The sequence below is a fragment of the Halosimplex marinum genome, from assembly GCF_051414075.1.
Classification (GTDB): Archaea; Halobacteriota; Halobacteria; order Halobacteriales; family Haloarculaceae; genus Halosimplex; species Halosimplex marinum.
Map to the genome: position 1 here is coordinate 436,433 of NZ_JBLKNY010000005.1, position 14,262 is coordinate 450,694.

General features: G+C 69.8%; 16 protein-coding genes. 9 read left to right on the plus strand and 7 right to left on the minus strand.

All coding sequences use genetic code 11. The features are described from left to right. Positions 1 to 39 precede the first annotated feature (39 nt). The 5 genes from ACMGFI_RS15600 to ACMGFI_RS15620 form a co-directional block, all read right to left on the minus strand. Entirely contained in the window at positions 40 to 1,110 is a 1,071-nt protein-coding gene (locus ACMGFI_RS15600) for a sensor histidine kinase (RefSeq protein WP_436910751.1), read from the minus strand. Next, complete coding sequence (locus ACMGFI_RS15605; protein ID WP_436910752.1) at positions 1,110 to 1,553, minus strand: response regulator; 444 nt, start codon at positions 1,551 to 1,553, stop codon at positions 1,110 to 1,112. Before ACMGFI_RS15605 ends, ACMGFI_RS15600 begins: the two co-directional genes overlap by 1 nt. A 73-nt stretch (positions 1,554 to 1,626) precedes the next feature. Next, positions 1,627 to 4,008: an ATP-binding protein gene (locus tag ACMGFI_RS15610; protein WP_436910753.1), complete on the minus strand. Its 2,382-nt coding sequence runs from the start codon at positions 4,006 to 4,008 to the stop codon at positions 1,627 to 1,629. A gap of 90 nt (positions 4,009 to 4,098) precedes the next feature. Next, entirely contained in the window at positions 4,099 to 5,169 is a 1,071-nt protein-coding gene (gene dph2 / locus ACMGFI_RS15615) for a diphthamide biosynthesis enzyme Dph2 (protein WP_436910754.1), read from the minus strand. A gap of 111 nt (positions 5,170 to 5,280) precedes the next feature. After that, on the minus strand, positions 5,281 to 5,415 hold the full coding sequence (locus ACMGFI_RS15620; RefSeq protein WP_269750335.1) for a hypothetical protein: 135 nt from the start codon (positions 5,413 to 5,415) through the stop codon (positions 5,281 to 5,283). A 144-nt stretch (positions 5,416 to 5,559) separates the two neighbouring features. Here ACMGFI_RS15620 and ACMGFI_RS15625 point away from each other — a divergent pair, with 144 nt between their 5' ends. The 6 genes from ACMGFI_RS15625 (at position 5,560) to ACMGFI_RS15650 (ending at position 10,217) form a co-directional block, all read left to right on the plus strand. Further along, positions 5,560 to 5,835, plus strand: coding sequence for a hypothetical protein (locus tag ACMGFI_RS15625; RefSeq protein ID WP_436910755.1), 276 nt, complete (start codon positions 5,560 to 5,562; stop codon positions 5,833 to 5,835). Between the two features lie 84 nt (positions 5,836 to 5,919). Next, a complete protein-coding gene (locus tag ACMGFI_RS15630) occupies positions 5,920 to 6,351 on the plus strand; it encodes a hypothetical protein (protein WP_436910756.1) in 432 nt (143 codons plus the stop codon). A 92-nt stretch (positions 6,352 to 6,443) separates the two neighbouring features. Beyond that, the gene (locus ACMGFI_RS15635) at positions 6,444 to 6,842 is read left to right on the plus strand and encodes a YlbF/YmcA family competence regulator (protein WP_436910757.1); all 399 of its coding nucleotides are present in this window, start codon (positions 6,444 to 6,446) and stop codon (positions 6,840 to 6,842) included. A 153-nt stretch (positions 6,843 to 6,995) separates the two neighbouring features. Further along, positions 6,996 to 7,826 (plus strand): MBL fold metallo-hydrolase, encoded by an 831-nt coding sequence (locus ACMGFI_RS15640; protein ID WP_436910758.1) that lies wholly within the window; start codon positions 6,996 to 6,998, stop codon positions 7,824 to 7,826. 175 nt (positions 7,827 to 8,001) lie between these two features. Further along, positions 8,002 to 9,186, plus strand: coding sequence for a hypothetical protein (locus tag ACMGFI_RS15645; protein ID WP_436910759.1), 1,185 nt, complete (start codon positions 8,002 to 8,004; stop codon positions 9,184 to 9,186). 125 nt (positions 9,187 to 9,311) lie between these two features. Next, positions 9,312 to 10,217, plus strand: coding sequence for a phosphoribosyltransferase HisG-related protein (locus ACMGFI_RS15650; protein ID WP_436910760.1), 906 nt, complete (start codon positions 9,312 to 9,314; stop codon positions 10,215 to 10,217). A 6-nt stretch (positions 10,218 to 10,223) separates the two neighbouring features. On the opposite strand, the gene ACMGFI_RS15655 is transcribed toward ACMGFI_RS15650, so the two are convergent. Beyond that, on the minus strand, positions 10,224 to 10,580 hold the full coding sequence (locus ACMGFI_RS15655) for a DUF555 domain-containing protein (RefSeq protein WP_436910761.1): 357 nt from the start codon (positions 10,578 to 10,580) through the stop codon (positions 10,224 to 10,226). A gap of 336 nt (positions 10,581 to 10,916) precedes the next feature. Between ACMGFI_RS15655 and ACMGFI_RS15660 the strand changes: the two genes are divergently transcribed. The 3 genes from ACMGFI_RS15660 to ACMGFI_RS15670 all read left to right on the plus strand — a co-directional run bounded on the left by ACMGFI_RS15660 (position 10,917) and on the right by ACMGFI_RS15670 (position 13,467). Beyond that, complete coding sequence (locus ACMGFI_RS15660) at positions 10,917 to 11,099, plus strand: hypothetical protein (RefSeq protein WP_436910762.1); 183 nt, start codon at positions 10,917 to 10,919, stop codon at positions 11,097 to 11,099. Between the two features lie 118 nt (positions 11,100 to 11,217). Then, positions 11,218 to 11,949, plus strand: coding sequence for an archaeal proteasome endopeptidase complex subunit beta (psmB, locus tag ACMGFI_RS15665; protein WP_436910763.1), 732 nt, complete (start codon positions 11,218 to 11,220; stop codon positions 11,947 to 11,949). A 165-nt stretch (positions 11,950 to 12,114) separates the two neighbouring features. Continuing rightward, positions 12,115 to 13,467, plus strand: a complete 1,353-nt coding sequence (locus ACMGFI_RS15670; protein WP_436910764.1) for a phosphohexomutase domain-containing protein — start codon at positions 12,115 to 12,117, stop codon at positions 13,465 to 13,467. Positions 13,468 to 13,491: 24 nt separating this feature from the next. Here ACMGFI_RS15670 and ACMGFI_RS15675 read toward each other — a convergent pair whose 3' ends face one another. Next, positions 13,492 to 14,256, minus strand: a complete 765-nt coding sequence (locus tag ACMGFI_RS15675) for a DUF5673 domain-containing protein (protein ID WP_436910765.1) — start codon at positions 14,254 to 14,256, stop codon at positions 13,492 to 13,494. Positions 14,257 to 14,262 lie beyond the last annotated feature (6 nt).

The window sequence follows — 14,262 nt, forward strand, 5'->3', positions numbered from 1 at the left end:
TCCAAAAACGTTGTTGAATGAGTGGAGGTAATCAGCGGATCAGGCCTCGGGGAGTTCGAGGACGAAGGCGGCGCCGCCGCGGTCGCTCTCCTCGGCGCGGACCGACCCGCCGTAGGACTCGACCATCGAGGAGACGAAGAAGAGGCCGAACCCGGTCCCCGAGGAGGCCCCGCCCTTCTCGCCGCGCTCGAAGATGTCGGCCCGGTCCTCCGGGGGGAGTCCCGGCCCGTCGTCGGCCACCCGCAGGACGACGGTCGATCCGGTGTCCTCCGCGGTGACGACGACGCCGGTGGTCTCATCGGAGTGCTCCACGGCGTTCGTGAGGAGGTTCCCGACCACGTCGTTCAGGAGGTCGTTCGCGAGGACGGTCAGCCCCGGCGGGACCGACGCGTCGACGTCCACGCGGTCCGTCATCGCGTCGACGCGGTCGGCCTCCTCGGCGACGAGCGGTCGGAGCGCGACCGCTTCGAGGGCGGCGTCGCCGTCGCTGGCGACGGAGTCGAGGATCGACCGCACCTTCCCGCTCAGGTCGGTGATCTTGACGCTCCAGTCGTAGATGTTCTCGGCGTGGCCGACGTGTTCGGGGTCGTCCAGGTCGGTCCGGAGCATGTCGGCCCGCGCCATGATGACGTTGAACCCGTTCATCATGTCGTGACGGAGGACGCTGTTGAAGAAGTCGAGCTGTTCGTTGCGGCGCGCGAGCGTCTGCTCCTGTTCGTGGCGGTCGATGGCGTAGCGGAGCGCCCGGACCAGCCTGTCGCCGTCGAGGTCGCCTTTCGGCAGGTAGTCCTGGGCGCCGGACTGGATCGCCTCGACGGCGATCTCGGTGTCGTCGAGCCCGGTGAGCACGATGATCGGCACGCCCGAGTCGAACGCCGCGGCGCGGCGGAGCGTCTCGAGCCCCTCGGACTCCGGGAGCCCGAGATCGAGCAGGAGCACGTCGTAGTGGCTCGCGGCGAGCGCGTCGCGGGCAGCCGACAGCGACTCGACGTGGGTGAGCGCGACCTCGTCCAGGAACGCCCGGACCGAGGGGTTCTCGAGGTGATGCTCGACGAGCTTCGCGTCGCCGGGGTTGTCCTCGACGAGCATCGCGTTGACGGTCGACCTCATCACTCGGGAGGCATCCTGACGACGGTCAGCCAGAAGTCCTCGATCCGCTGGACGACGTCGAGGAAGCCGTCGAAGTCGATCGGTTTGGTCAGGTACGCGTTCGCGTGCAGGTCGTACGACTGGACGATGTCCTCCTCGGCCTCCGAGCTCGTCATGACGACGACCGGGATCCGCCTGAGGTCGTCGTCTTCCTTGATGGTTTCCAGGACGTCCCTGCCGTCCTTTCGCGGCATGTTGAGATCGAGGAGGACGAGGTCGGGGCGGGGCTCGTCGGCGTACTCCCCTTCCTGGCGGAGAAAGGCGACCGCCTCGACGCCGTCGTTGACGACGTGGAGGTTGTTGCTGATGTTCCCCCGTTCGAGCGCCTTCCGCGTCAGCGTCACGTCACCGGGGTTGTCCTCGGCGAGGAGTATCTCGACAGGTTCGCCGTGCTCGCCGCTCATGCTCGAACTCCCGCGAGTCGAGTCGGTCCGTCGTCCGTTCGCCCTCGGTCGGTCGCCGTCGTGTCGTGTCGGTTCATGCGTTGACCTCCGTCTCCGCTGTCGCCGGCATTGTGAAGTGGAACGTCGCGCCGTCCCCCGGTTCTGAATCGACCCAGATCTCGCCGCCGTGGCGGTTGACGATGCGTCTGCACATCGCCAGCCCGATCCCGGTGCTCCCCGAGCGGCTGGCGTTCTGCTTGAAGATCTCGAAGATGCGGTCGTGCTGGTCGCCCTCGATACCCGGGCCGTCGTCGGCGACGGTGAAGTGGACGCGGTCGTCCTCGCGTTCGGCCCCGACCGTCACGGTCGGTTCGTCGCCGCCGTAGTGGAGCGCGTTCTCGACGAGGTTCTGGAACAGCTGTCCGAGCTGCTCGCGGTCGGCGGTGACCGCCGGCAGGTCGCCCCAGTCGACGGTCGCGTCGCGCTCCTCGACGAGCAGCTCCAGGCTCCGGACCGTCTCCTCGAAGACGGCCCCGGTGTCGACCTCCGTCAGTTCGTCGCCCTGTGTCGTGACCCGGGAGTACTGCAGGAGCGCGTCGATCATCGCCTGCATCCGGGTCGCGCCGTCGACGGCGTACTCCATGTACAGTTCGCCGTCCTCGTCGAAGCTGTCGCCGTACTCCTCTTCGAGCAGCGAGACGTAGCTCGACACCATCCGCAGCGGCTCCTGGAGGTCGTGGGAGGCGACGTACGCGAACTGCTGGAGGCTCTCGTTCGAGCGTTCCAGCTCGCGCTGGTTCTCCACGAGCTCCGACTCGTATCGGTGTCTGTCGAGCGTCGACCGGAGAATCCCCGAGAGGAGCGCGACCAGGTATCGGTTGCGCTCGTCGAACGCCCCGGGATCGGGGTCCCCGACCGTGAGCAACCCGTGGTCGCCGACCGGCGCGAGGATCAGCGACCGGAGCGGCGCCGCCGAGGCCGTCGCCGCCGCGTCGACGTCGTTCTCGACGACCGTTTCGCCCGCCTCGAAGGCGGCGTAGACCGGGTCGCCCGGCTCGTGGACGAGGTTGCCGACCGACCCCTCGTTCATCGCCGCCGCGGAGTCGGAGACGGCCGAGGCGATTAGCCTGTCGGGGTCGTCGTCGGCCTCCCAGTAGGCGACGACGGGCTCCTCCAGGACGGTCTCGGCGACTTCGAGCGCCCCGTCGACGGCCGCCTCGGCGGAGTCGCTCTCCGAGAGCTCGATCGCGGACTCGCTGAGCGCGGCGAACTGCTCCTCGATCCGCTTTTGCTCGGTCACGTCGAACGCGACGCCGACGACCCGTTCGAGGTCGCCCCCGTCGTCGAAGACCGGCTGGAAGGTGTTGTCGAACCACTGCCCGTCGACGCGGACCGTCTCGCTCACGCGCTCGCCGTCGAGCGCCCGCTCGGCGACCCGCTGTACGGCCGGCAGCTCGGCGTACATCTCGAGGAAGTTTTCGCCCACCGCCTGGCCGGGTTCGAGGTCCAAGCGTCGGAGCCCGCGGCCCCGCGACTCGACGATGACCCCCTCCGTGTCGAGTTCGTAGAAGATCAGCGGCGCGTTGTTCAGGAGCGTCTCGAGCTGCTCGGTCCGCTCCTGGAGGCGCTTCTCCCGGTCGACCTGGTCGAGCGCGGACTCGGTCAGCCGCGTCAGCACCCGCGCGAACTCGACGTCCGAGTCGTCGAACTGGCCGACGGCCTCCCCGCCGAGACTGAGGACGCCGTGACGACCCAGCGGGATACAGACCGCGCTCCGGACCGGGCCGTAGTCGACCTCGCCCGAGACCGTCGAGACGTCGTCGACGACCCGCGGTTCGCCCGCCTCGAAGGCCTCTCCGACGAACCCCTCTCCGACCTCGTAGGTCGGGAGCTCCCCGGCGAGCGAGTTCTCGGTCGCCGTCGTCGTCGACGCCACCTCCAGGCCGTTCGCCCCCAGCAGCCGGACCGCCGCGAAGGTGAAGTCGACGGTGTCCTCGACGGCGCCGGTCGTGACCGCGGCGATCCGCTCGGTGGTCTCTGCCTCCATCAGCTCCGCGGCCACGGCGGGCAGCTCGGTGAGCGCCTGCTCGCGCTTCCGGTCCACGGTCACGTCGGTCACGAACGCCAGCACGCGCGGCCGTTCGCCCCCCGAGTGGCGACGCAGTTCGACGTGGACCGTCGCCCGCGAGCCGTCGGGGCGCGTGATCTCCCAGTCGAAGCCGTGCTCGCCCTCGGCCACCGCGGTCCGCACCACCTCGCGGGCTCGCGCCTCCGCGTCGCGGACGGACGGGCTGAACTCCCAGACGTCCATCCCGCACAGCGTCGACGCGTCGTAGCCGAACAGGCCCTCGCAGGCCTCGTTCGCGTCCAGGATCTCGGCCGTCTCCCCGTCCTGGACCAGTGTCGGTACCGGAGAGGTGTCGAAGACGGCCCGAGACTCCGAGGCCGCCACCTCGTCGCGGTGTTCGCGCTCCATGGGACCCGGACGAGCCGTCCACTCAAGTCAGTTTGCGCCCGGTTATCAGGACTGATGACAGTCTCGGTCGCCCCCGACCGAAGCGGTCGCCTACCAGGTGCCGTGGAAGGTGTCGAACTCCAGCGCCTCCAGCGGTTCCTCGCCGACGGCGATGCGGTACTCCTGGGGGGTGAGCATCGGCTGCTTGAACTGCGGGCCGTCGTCGGTCGTGATCCGGGGACAGCCCGTGTTCACGTAGGCGTCCATCCCGAAGTTGGTCAGCCGGTCGGGCGTCACCTCGTCCATCGTGATGAGGTAGGCGTCGTCGTTGTTCTCGACGATCTCCTGGGCCTGGTCCCAGCGGCCCTGCCCGATCTTGGTGCAGAAGATGACGCCCCACTCCTCGGCGTCCATCGCGCGGTGGACCGCGCCGTAGCGCTGTTTCATGAACTTCTCCGTGTCCGCGACCGAGACGGCGTTGTTGACCGGATCGGCAATAATGACCTTCTTGTCGGGGTGTTCCATCGCGAGGCCGAGCGGGTGGAACTTGCCGCCGCCGACGTAGAGCATCTGGTCGGCGTCCACGTCCGCGCTGGCGTAGTTACAGCCCAGCACCTGGCCCTCGTGGGTGAGTCGCTCGTCGCCCTTGCGGGTGTGGACGGTGTAGCCGCGCTCCTCCAGCCACGAGCGCATCTCGTCGAACTTGTTCATGTGCTGGGCGGTCGTCACGAGGCCCACGTCTTCGTCCTCGTCGGCCGGGGAGAGTTCCTCGTCGAGCGCCCGCTCCATGATCGGGAAGACGTCGACGTTCGAGAAGAGGGGGACGTAGATGATCTTGTCCGACTCCTTCATCGGGGAGTGGCCGAAGTGGACGAACACGTCCGTCCGGCGCATGAGGTAGGTGTCCAGGTCGCAGGCGCCGTAGCAGGGCTGGCCGGAGATCATGACGGTCACGTCGTCCGGTAGCTCGGCGCGCAGGTCGTCGGCGACGCGGGGGCCGCGGCGCTTCAGCCCCTCGGGGAACTGGAGGCCGACGGTCTCGGCGTCCCGTTCTTCGACGGCGTCGACGATGCGATCGAGTTCGTAGTCCCACTCGCGGTCGTGGCGCAGCGACATCCCCGTCTCCCTGAGGTCGCCCTCGGTGCGAGGCGCGTCGGCCTCGCCGCGCGAATCCTGGCTCATTGGAGGCTCGTATCCGCTCGCGGGGTAAAACCTCCGCGGTCCCCGGCGGACCCGTCAGCGCGTCGCAGTCGCACGGCTCGACGGGCGGTGAGCGCGAGGGTCGAACCGCCGTCAGGGGTCCTCGATGACGACACGCTCGTCGCCGCCGCGGGCGCGGGTCAGCGCCGAGACGATGCGGTCCTGGAACCGGAGGAAGCCGAACACCAGCGTCGCGAGCAGCCCGCCGACGACGAGTTCTGAGACCATACCCCCGCTTCGGTCCCGCGTCGGATAAGGGCTCGGGGAGCGTGCGAACGTCGCCGGTTCCGGTGACGCGCTCCCGACGGTCCGGGCCCCGGGAGCGAGTACGGCCACGCATTTAACGCCGCCCGCCGAGTAGGGTGACCGACGATGGTCCCCCTCCTGACCGTCCTCCGCACGGCGGTCGTCGCCGTCGCCTCGTTCGCGGTCGCGGCCGGCGCCGCGGTCGCGGTCGTCCGTCTCGCCGTCCGCACCCGCTTTTTCGCGATGCAGGACCGCTCCCCGGACAGCTGGCACGGCCGGCCGCCCCGCCAGGCCGACCGCGAGCCCCGGGACGGGCTGAGCCCGTTCATCCTCGCGTTCCTGACTTTCTGGGTCGCGTTCGCGGTCGCGAACCTCGCGCTCGACGCGCTGTTGCTCGGGTAGGTCCGCGGGTCCGTCGGTCGGGTCCCGAGGTTCCGGACCCCCGCAGTCGCGGGAGCTTTGACGCTCGCGCACTCGGGGACGAGTATGTCGCTCCGCACATGGGCGTCCGCGACAGTCGACTTCCTGCTCGCGGCGGTCGGGCTCTACCTCGCGCTCGCGCCGGCGTTCACGGTCGTCTACGCGCTCGCCGCGGACGCGACGCTGTTCGCGCGGCCGCCCCAGACCGCCGCGGCCGTCGTCGCGGTCGGCGGGAGCTATCCGTTCGTGGCCGGCGACTGGTCGTACCGGCGACTGGCCGTCTTCGTCGTCGCGCTGTACGTCGCCAGCGGCGCTGCGGGGCTGGCCGGCCTCGCCGTCCTCCGGTCGCTCGACGTCTCGCTCCCCTCGACGGTCACGGCACGGGCGGGCGCGCTCGCGGTCGCCTACCCGGTCGCCGCGGCGGCGGCGTTCCGCGACCGCGTCCGTCGCCGACTGGGGTTCCGGCCGCTGGACGCCGACGACCGCATGGGGCGGTGAGTTGCCGACCCGTGACCACCCGACCGGGCGGACCCGGCGGTCGCGGCCGGAGTCGGCACCTTGAAACCCGCGAGGGACCAAACGCGGGTAGAATGAGCATCGAGACCGACGCGGCGAACGCGGAGGCCGGCGAGGAGGTCGACGCGCTCGCCCGCGAGCTCGGCGAGCGCATCGCGGAGATGCCCGTCTACGAGCGCTACCGAGAGGCCAAGGCCGAGGTCGAGGCCGACGAGGACCTCCAGGAGCAGATCCGGGAGTTCGAGCAGATCCGCGAGGAGTTCATGCTCGCGCGCCAGACCAACGAGGCCACCCAGGAGGACCTCCGGACGCTGCAGGACGCCCAGGAGGAACTGCACGACCACCCGAAGATGGCGGAGTACCTCGAAGTCCAGAGCGAGCTGGAGCTTCGCCTGCAGGAGCTCAACGAGATCATCTCCGAGCCGCTGACGGTCGACTTCGGCGGCAAGGCCGGCGGCTGCTGCGAGGACTGATACGGATTAAGTCATTACGGGATCGACCGCACGCGGTCGTGCGGTCGACCCGGGAAACGCTTGCAATAATCCGTACGACCCTCCCGGGCGGGTCCGGCGAGCGAACGGCCGGTTTCACCCACCTTTTTGCTGGCGTCGCGCGGAGTTGCGGGTATGACAGTGGACAGCGACTGGGGCGACTGGCTCCCGCGCGCGGTCGAATCGGCGTCGCCGGACACCCTCGCGGTCTGGTACCTCGGCTGTAACGGCTTCATCCTCAAGGCCAGCGACGACACGACGGTCTTCGTCGACCCCTATCTCGGGATCGGCGACCCGCCGCGGACGGTGCGGATGATCCCGGTCCCGTTCGAGCCCGAGGACGTGGCCGAGGCCGACGCCGTCTTCGGCACCCACGAGCACGTCGACCACGTCCACGGGCCGAGCCAGGCGCCGATCCTCGCGAACACGGGCGCCGACTACTACACGGCCGACGCCGGCCACGACGTGATCGACGAGGAGGACTGGACCGGCGAGTGGGGCGTGAGCGACGACCAGCTAACGGAGATCGAGGAGGGCGACACGGTCGAAGTCGGCGAGCTGACGGTCCACGTCGAGCCGGCCAACGATCCGGACGCTATCCACCCCGTCTCGCTGGTCTTCGAGCACGAGGCGGGCACGTTCTTCCACGGCGGCGACGCCCGCCCCGGCGAGTTCGAGGAAGTCGGCGAGAACTACGACATCGACATCGGGGTGCTGGCGTTCGGCGCGGTCGGCAACATCCAGGACAAGGAGACCGGCGAGGACGTGCGCACCCGGTGGTACAGCGACGAGAACATGATAATCGAGGCCGCCAACGAACTCCAGCTCGACACGCTCGTGCCGAGCCACTGGGACATGTGGAAGGGCATGACCACCGAGCCGACGGTGCTGCACAACCACGCCGCGAGCTTCGACTATCCGGAGAACATGAAGATCGTCGAGATCGGCGACCGCTTCGACCTCTGAGGCGGCCGCTACACGCGCCGCCGTCGGCCGGGCATCCGCCCTTCCCGCGCCGGCGGGACCGACGGTCGAGCGATCGGTTTTCGCCCGAAATTCCCCGCTTTCGTTCCGCTGAGTAGAGATGAAAGGATCCGGACAATAAGTATCATTAAGTTGGTCCCTAAACGAGGGAGAATACATGAGCGACTCACAGCAGTACGAGAAAGTGTCCGTCTCGTCGGACGGGGTGACGGTGGACAAGCGGTTCGAGGAGGACGAGTTCCCCGTGCCGGCGATCGCATTCGAGATCCAGTCGGCGCGTTCGGAGACGGTGACGGTGACGCTGGTCGACCAGGTGCCGGAGGACGTGGCGGTCGAGGACCTGGGCTTTCACCCGGAGTACGGCTCGGAGTACTGGACCATCGACGAGGACCAGATCACCTTCGAGCGCGAGCTGGAGGCGGGCGCGGACTACACCACGGTCTACGGCATCCGGGCGACCGGGACCGACAACGTCGAGCAGTTCCTCACGACGCCGACCGTCGAGTCGGTCGACCCGCCGCTGGACGAGGACGACGGGAGCGTCGTCGACGAGGACAGCAGCGACGTGGTGCGCGACGTGATCTCCGGCGACGGCGACGTGCCCGGGCTCGAAGACGACGAGGAGGCCGACGGGACCGACGAGGACGTGGAGACGCTGAACCTGAAAGACCCCAACGAGCCCGACGACGGCGGGTCGGGCGGGGAGGGCGGCGCCTCGGGCGAGAGCGACGGGAGCGTCGCCGTCGAGGACGCCGACGTGGACTCGCTGGTCGGCGCGCTCGCCGCGGAGATCCGCAACCAGAACGTCGACGCCGAGGACGTGAAGCTACTGCGCAAGGCCTTCGACCTCGCGGAGGACGACAAGGGCAGCGTCGACGCGCGCATCCAGCACCTCCAGACGGAGGTGTCGGACCTCCTCGCGTACACCTCGGCGCTGGAGGAGTTCCTCGACGAGAACGGCACCGGCGACGAGATGATCGAGGAGTTCCGCGAGCAGGTCGAGTCCTTCGAGGCCGAACTGGAGGAGGTCCGCGGGATGGCCTCCGGCCACGAGGAGTCGATCTCGGAGGTGGAGGAGACCGTCGCCTCCGTCGAGTCGTCGATGGACGCGCTCCAGTCGGACATGGACGAGGTGCTCGACGACGTGGAGTCCGTCCAGGAGGACGTGGAGTCCGTCGAGGACACCGTCGACGACGTGGAGGGGGACCTCGACGACCTCGAACAGCAGGTCGGCGACATCGACGTCGAGGACGTGCGCTCGGACATCGAGGACATCCACGACGAGATCGAGGAGCTCAAGGAGTGGCGCGAGCAGCTCTCCTCGGTCATCGGCGGCAGCTGAGCGGTTCCGACTGGACCGGTGAGCGCCTGAGTCGGGTGGCGCCGGACGACGCCGGGTAACCGGTGGGTGGACCGACGTAGCGGAGATCGGACTCGTTTTACGCGCCGCTTGCGTGCTCGATAGCAATGACGACCGTCAGCGTCGCGGTGCCGCGGAAGGGACGCCCGCTCGAAGCGGTCCTCGACAGACTCGCGGACGAGACGGGCGTCGCCGGCCTCGCCGACGACGTGATCTCGACCCTGCGCTACGAGAAGGCAGTCACCAAGGGCGAGCAGTCGGCGACCGGCGACGTGTACGAACGGCTCGCGGCCTACAGCGACGACGGGGACCCCCAGGCCCCGGAGTACACGCTCGTCCGCGACGACCGCTCGGGGATGCCCCGCCGGATCGTCTTCGACAGCGTGGTCGTGCCGGTCGACGAGGACCTGCGACTGCGGCTGGTCGGCCGCGAGGAGCCGTTCCGCGCGCTCCGGAAACACGAGATGCCGCTGGGGTTCGACAGCGCCGACCTCTTCCTGGAGGAGGTCGTCGAACTCCGCGAGGAGCCGCTGGCGGAACTGGGCGAGGTCAACGAGCGGGTCGACCCGCGGGACACCGACGTGCGTCTGGTCGCCGGCCTCGGCGACACCGTCTGGCACTCGCTCCTGGTCACTCCCGAACTCGCCGCCGAGTACGACGCCGACCTCGCGCGGGAACTGGTCGACGCCTACGAGGGCGAGTTCTGTATCTCGCCGCGCTACGAGCGGCTCGTCGAGGGCGTCCTCGGCACCGCGGCCACCGACGGGATCGAGTTCACCTACCCCACCGACGGCCACGAAGAGGAGGAGGCGGCCATCGCCGAGACGGGCATCGGCGTCTACCTGACCGTCTCCGGCGGGACCGCCCGCGAGCACGGGCTCGAAGTCGGCGAACACCTCTTCCCGAGCGAGACGGTGCTGCTGAAGAGCGAACCGGAGGTGACCGGGGCGGCCGAGCGGGTGGCCGACCTGCTGGTCAGCGCCGAGACGGGAACGCGGCTGGCGGCGCAGTGAGAAGGGTCAGTTCTCCTCGTCGTCCTCGGTCTCGATGGTGTCGATGACGTTGAGCGGCACGTCCCGGAGGGCACCGCCCACGTCGCTCTTGGCGATGCGCTGGGCGTGTTCCTCGCTCTCGGCGTTGAACACCTCCATCTCCAGGACGAGGCCGACGAGAGCGGTGTCGGCGGCGATGTAGGCGGAGTCGAACGGCTCGCCGCAGGCGGGACAGTTCGTCGAACCGACGCCGACCTCGACGTAGTCCATGTCCTTCTGGTTGAGCCGCTTGCCCGCCTCGCTGATGGCGACGCCGATGGCGTCGTCGATGTTGTCCACGTCGTGAACCAACCAGGCCGCTTCCATCACTACGATGTAGTTCATACACGTTGCTCCGCCTTTCTCCGTAATCCGGTTTTTGGTCCGCTCCCGCCGGATCGGGGACCCCGACCCGCTCGACGGCTGCGACCGCCCCGAGAGCCGCCGCCGCACGCTGCGCACGTGACCGGAATCATGGCCATAACTTATGACGATTCCCAAGCTCACCAGCGGGGCCGTTACCCCGAAATCCGTCCGAGCACCGGTCTGGTTGTCTCCGGGACAACTACGGTTGAATCGCAAGACAGCGACGGGGTAGTTCTACACGATCCATTATCGGATACCCGCCACCGGGGGGTAAAGCTTATACGTCCCCTCGTCCGGAGAGGAGACCACACCACGATGCCGACCACCCTGAACCGCGCAGCCGTGTTCGCAGTGTACCAGTTGACCCTGTTCGCGGGCATTCTGCTCATGCCGCTGGCGCTCGTGATGCGGAAGGCGGGGGTCACCCTGCCCGTCCACCGGGCGGTCGACCGCGTCAACGAGACCTACGAGGAGATGGACGCCGAACGCGCGAACTGACGTAGCTACCTTTCTGTCGTCGAACCGCTCACCGTCGAGCGACGCGTCGACCGGCGCCGTCGCCGGACGGGGGATCGAAAAGGTGGTTTTATCAGCACAGGACTGATACCCAACAACCATGCGCGACCCATCCGCAGGCCCGGAGTTCTCGGAGAATCTGCAGCGCCACGACGCGGGGATCCCCGACCCGACCGAGCCGGAGATCGGCTCGTTCCCCGACGAGTCCCCGCAGGGCGACCAGAGCAAGGTCGCCGAGACCGGGACGACCACCATCGGCATCACCGCCGAGGACGGCGTCGTCGTCGCGACGGACATGCGCGCCTCGCTGGGCGGGCGGTTCGTCTCGAACAAGCGCGTCCAGAAGGTCGAGCAGATCCACCCGACGGCCGCGCTGACGCTCGTCGGGAGCGTGGGCGGCGCCCAGTCGTTCATCCGCTCGCTGCGCGCGGAGGTCGACCTCTACGAGGCACGACAGGGCGAGGACATGAGCATGACCGCCCTCTCGACGCTGGCGGGGAACTTCGCCCGCGGCGGTCCATTCTTCGCCATCAACCCCATCCTCGGCGGCATCGACGACGAGGGGAGCCACGTCTACTCCATCGACCCCGCCGGCGGCGTCATGGAGGACGACTACACGGTCACCGGCTCCGGGCTCACCGTCGCCTACGGCACCCTGGAGGACCGCTACGAGGACGGCATGGACATGGACGAGGCCCGCTCGGCCGCCGTCGCCGGCGTCCGCGCGGCCGCCGAGCGCGACACCGGCTCCGGCAACGGCGTCTACATCGCCGAGGTCACCGAGGACGGCGTCGAGATCGAGGACTACCCGGACTTCGACGGCGTCGAGTAACGCCGCCCCGTTCTCTCCGCTCTCGCTCTTTCGCCGACCACCCGCGGGACTCGGGTCCGAGAGTCGGCGCTCGTGCGCACGACCCTCGCGTCCGTCCGGCGGCTGTTTCACCGGCGTCCGACCGCGTGCCACTACGGTTAATGGGGACCCTCCCGTGGAGCCGGTATGGACCTGTTCGGGACCGCGGGGATCCGCGGCGACGTGCAGTCACGGGTGACCCCCGCGCTGGCGCGGGCGGTCGGGCGGGCGGCCGGCGCGGACGGCGACTCGTTCGTCGTCGGCCGCGACGGGCGAACCACGGGCGAGGGACTGGCGGCGGCCGTCGAGGCCGGCCTCCTCAGCGCCGGCGCGGACGTGACCAGGGTCGGCCAGGTACCGACCCCGGCGCTGGCCTACGCCGCCCAGCAGCGCCGCGGCGTGATGGTCACGGCCAGCCACAACCCCCCGGCGGACAACGGGCTCAAACTGTTCGCCGACGGGGTCGAGTACGGCGACGCCGCCGAGGCGCGGATCGAGCGCCACGTCGCCGACGACCCCGACCCCGCCCCCTGGGACGAGTGGGGGGCGAGCGAGCGGGCCGACGTACTGGGCGCGTATCGGGACGCCGTCGCCGGGTACGCCCGCGACCACGGCGAACCGCTCGACGGCCTCTCGGTCGCGGTCGACTGCGGCAACGGGATGGCCGGCGTCGCGACGCCGCAGGTCCTCCGCGAGCTGGGCGCCGACGTGACGGCCGTCCACGCCAACGTCGACGGGCACTTCCCCGGCCGCGAGAGCAAACCCACGCCCGAGAGCCTGCGGGACCTGCGCTCGTACCTCGCGGAGAGCGACATCGACCTGGGGATCGGCCACGACGGCGACGCCGACCGCATCGTCGTCGTCGACGCGAGCGGCGAGGTGGTCCACGAGGACACGATCGTCGCCGTCCTCGCCGAGCACTACACGGCCCGCAGCGACGCGGGCGACCCCGTCGTCGTCACGACGCCCAACGCCTCCGCCCGCATCGACGAGCGGGTCCGCGCCGCCGGCGGCCGCGTCGAGCGCGTCCGCCTGGGCGCGCTCCACGAGGGAATCGACGCCGCCCGCGCGGCCGGCGACGACGACACCGAGGTCGTCTTCGCTGCCGAACCGTGGAAGCACATCCACACCGCCTTCGGCGGCTGGATCGACGGCGTCGCGAGCGCGGCGGTGCTCGCCCGCCTCGTCGCCGGTCCCGGCCTCGCGGTACTGCGCGACCCGGTGACCGAGCGCCCCTACCGGAAGGTCAGCGTCGAGTGTCCCGACGAGGACAAGGAGCGCGCGATGGCGCTGGTCTCCGAGCGCCTGCCCGCCGAGTTCCCCGACGCGAGCGTCGACACCGAGTACGGCGTCCGGCTCGAACGCCCCGACGGCTCGTGGACGCTCGTCCGCCCGAGCGGGACCGAACCGTACGTCCGCGTCTACGCCGAGAGCGAGGACGTGTCCGAGCTGGTCGACGCGGTCACGACCGTCGTCCGCGGCGCCGTCGCCGACGCCTGACGGCGGACCGAACCGAACGGGGAGTCACCGCCGGGACAGCGCGTCGTCAAGCGCCGCGGTCACGGCGTCGAGGTCCTCGACGTCGCCGCGGTCGAACGAGAGGTCCGAGTGGTACCACTTCGGGCGAGTGACAGTGAGCGCGTCGTCGGACACCTCGTAGCCGTCGACGGTGTCCCAGTCGTGGATCTGCCGCTCGACGCGCAGGCCGCCGTCGGCGACCGCGACCTCGCGGCCGTCGGCGTCGGCCAGGATCGGGATCCAGATCGGGAGCATCGCCGGAAGCCACCAGTACGAGAACCCCGAGCCGTCGCCGAGTGCGAACGAGATGACGACGGCCGCGACGACGAGGACCGCCATCACACCGACCGCGATCCGGGCCTGACGGCGCGTCTCCGGCGGGTTGCGCGCCTCGAAGACGGCCAGTTCGGTCAGCCCGTCGATCCGCTCGCGGGTCCGCCAGTCGGCGGCGACGACGACGGCGACCACCCAGGCGAGCGCCGCCGCCGCGCCCGCGGTCCACGGCGTGAACACGAACGTCGGGATAGAGGTGGCGCCGGTCCACGCCGGATAGAGCCACCCCAGCGGGAGCGCGAACCCTGCGAGGACCCGCGGGAGCGCCAGTACCTCCTCGGGCCCGTCCAGCGTCGCGGTCGCGGCGAACCCCGCCGCGCTGCCGAGGATCGCACCCGCGGCGAACGAGGGCCACGTCGGCGCCGGTGCGAGTGTCGCCACTGGCGCGGTCAGCAGTGCGGCGTACGCGACCAGGGACGCGCGGAGCCAGCGTCGCATCGTCCG

Coding starts and splice junctions, on each gene's coding strand:
- ACMGFI_RS15600 (WP_436910751.1), bottom strand. CDS start 1,110: ATGAGGTCGACCGTCAACGCGATGCTCGTCGAGGACAACCCCGGCGAC.
- ACMGFI_RS15605 (WP_436910752.1), bottom strand. CDS start 1,553: ATGAGCGGCGAGCACGGCGAACCTGTCGAGATACTCCTCGCCGAGGAC.
- ACMGFI_RS15610 (WP_436910753.1), bottom strand. CDS start 4,008: ATGGAGCGCGAACACCGCGACGAGGTGGCGGCCTCGGAGTCTCGGGCC.
- dph2 (WP_436910754.1), bottom strand. CDS start 5,169: ATGAGCCAGGATTCGCGCGGCGAGGCCGACGCGCCTCGCACCGAGGGC.
- ACMGFI_RS15620 (WP_269750335.1), bottom strand. CDS start 5,415: ATGGTCTCAGAACTCGTCGTCGGCGGGCTGCTCGCGACGCTGGTGTTC.
- ACMGFI_RS15625 (WP_436910755.1), top strand. CDS start 5,560: ATGGTCCCCCTCCTGACCGTCCTCCGCACGGCGGTCGTCGCCGTCGCC.
- ACMGFI_RS15630 (WP_436910756.1), top strand. CDS start 5,920: ATGTCGCTCCGCACATGGGCGTCCGCGACAGTCGACTTCCTGCTCGCG.
- ACMGFI_RS15635 (WP_436910757.1), top strand. CDS start 6,444: ATGAGCATCGAGACCGACGCGGCGAACGCGGAGGCCGGCGAGGAGGTC.
- ACMGFI_RS15640 (WP_436910758.1), top strand. CDS start 6,996: ATGACAGTGGACAGCGACTGGGGCGACTGGCTCCCGCGCGCGGTCGAA.
- ACMGFI_RS15645 (WP_436910759.1), top strand. CDS start 8,002: ATGAGCGACTCACAGCAGTACGAGAAAGTGTCCGTCTCGTCGGACGGG.
- ACMGFI_RS15650 (WP_436910760.1), top strand. CDS start 9,312: ATGACGACCGTCAGCGTCGCGGTGCCGCGGAAGGGACGCCCGCTCGAA.
- ACMGFI_RS15655 (WP_436910761.1), bottom strand. CDS start 10,580: ATGAACTACATCGTAGTGATGGAAGCGGCCTGGTTGGTTCACGACGTG.
- ACMGFI_RS15660 (WP_436910762.1), top strand. CDS start 10,917: ATGCCGACCACCCTGAACCGCGCAGCCGTGTTCGCAGTGTACCAGTTG.
- psmB (WP_436910763.1), top strand. CDS start 11,218: ATGCGCGACCCATCCGCAGGCCCGGAGTTCTCGGAGAATCTGCAGCGC.
- ACMGFI_RS15670 (WP_436910764.1), top strand. CDS start 12,115: ATGGACCTGTTCGGGACCGCGGGGATCCGCGGCGACGTGCAGTCACGG.
- ACMGFI_RS15675 (WP_436910765.1), bottom strand. CDS start 14,256: ATGCGACGCTGGCTCCGCGCGTCCCTGGTCGCGTACGCCGCACTGCTG.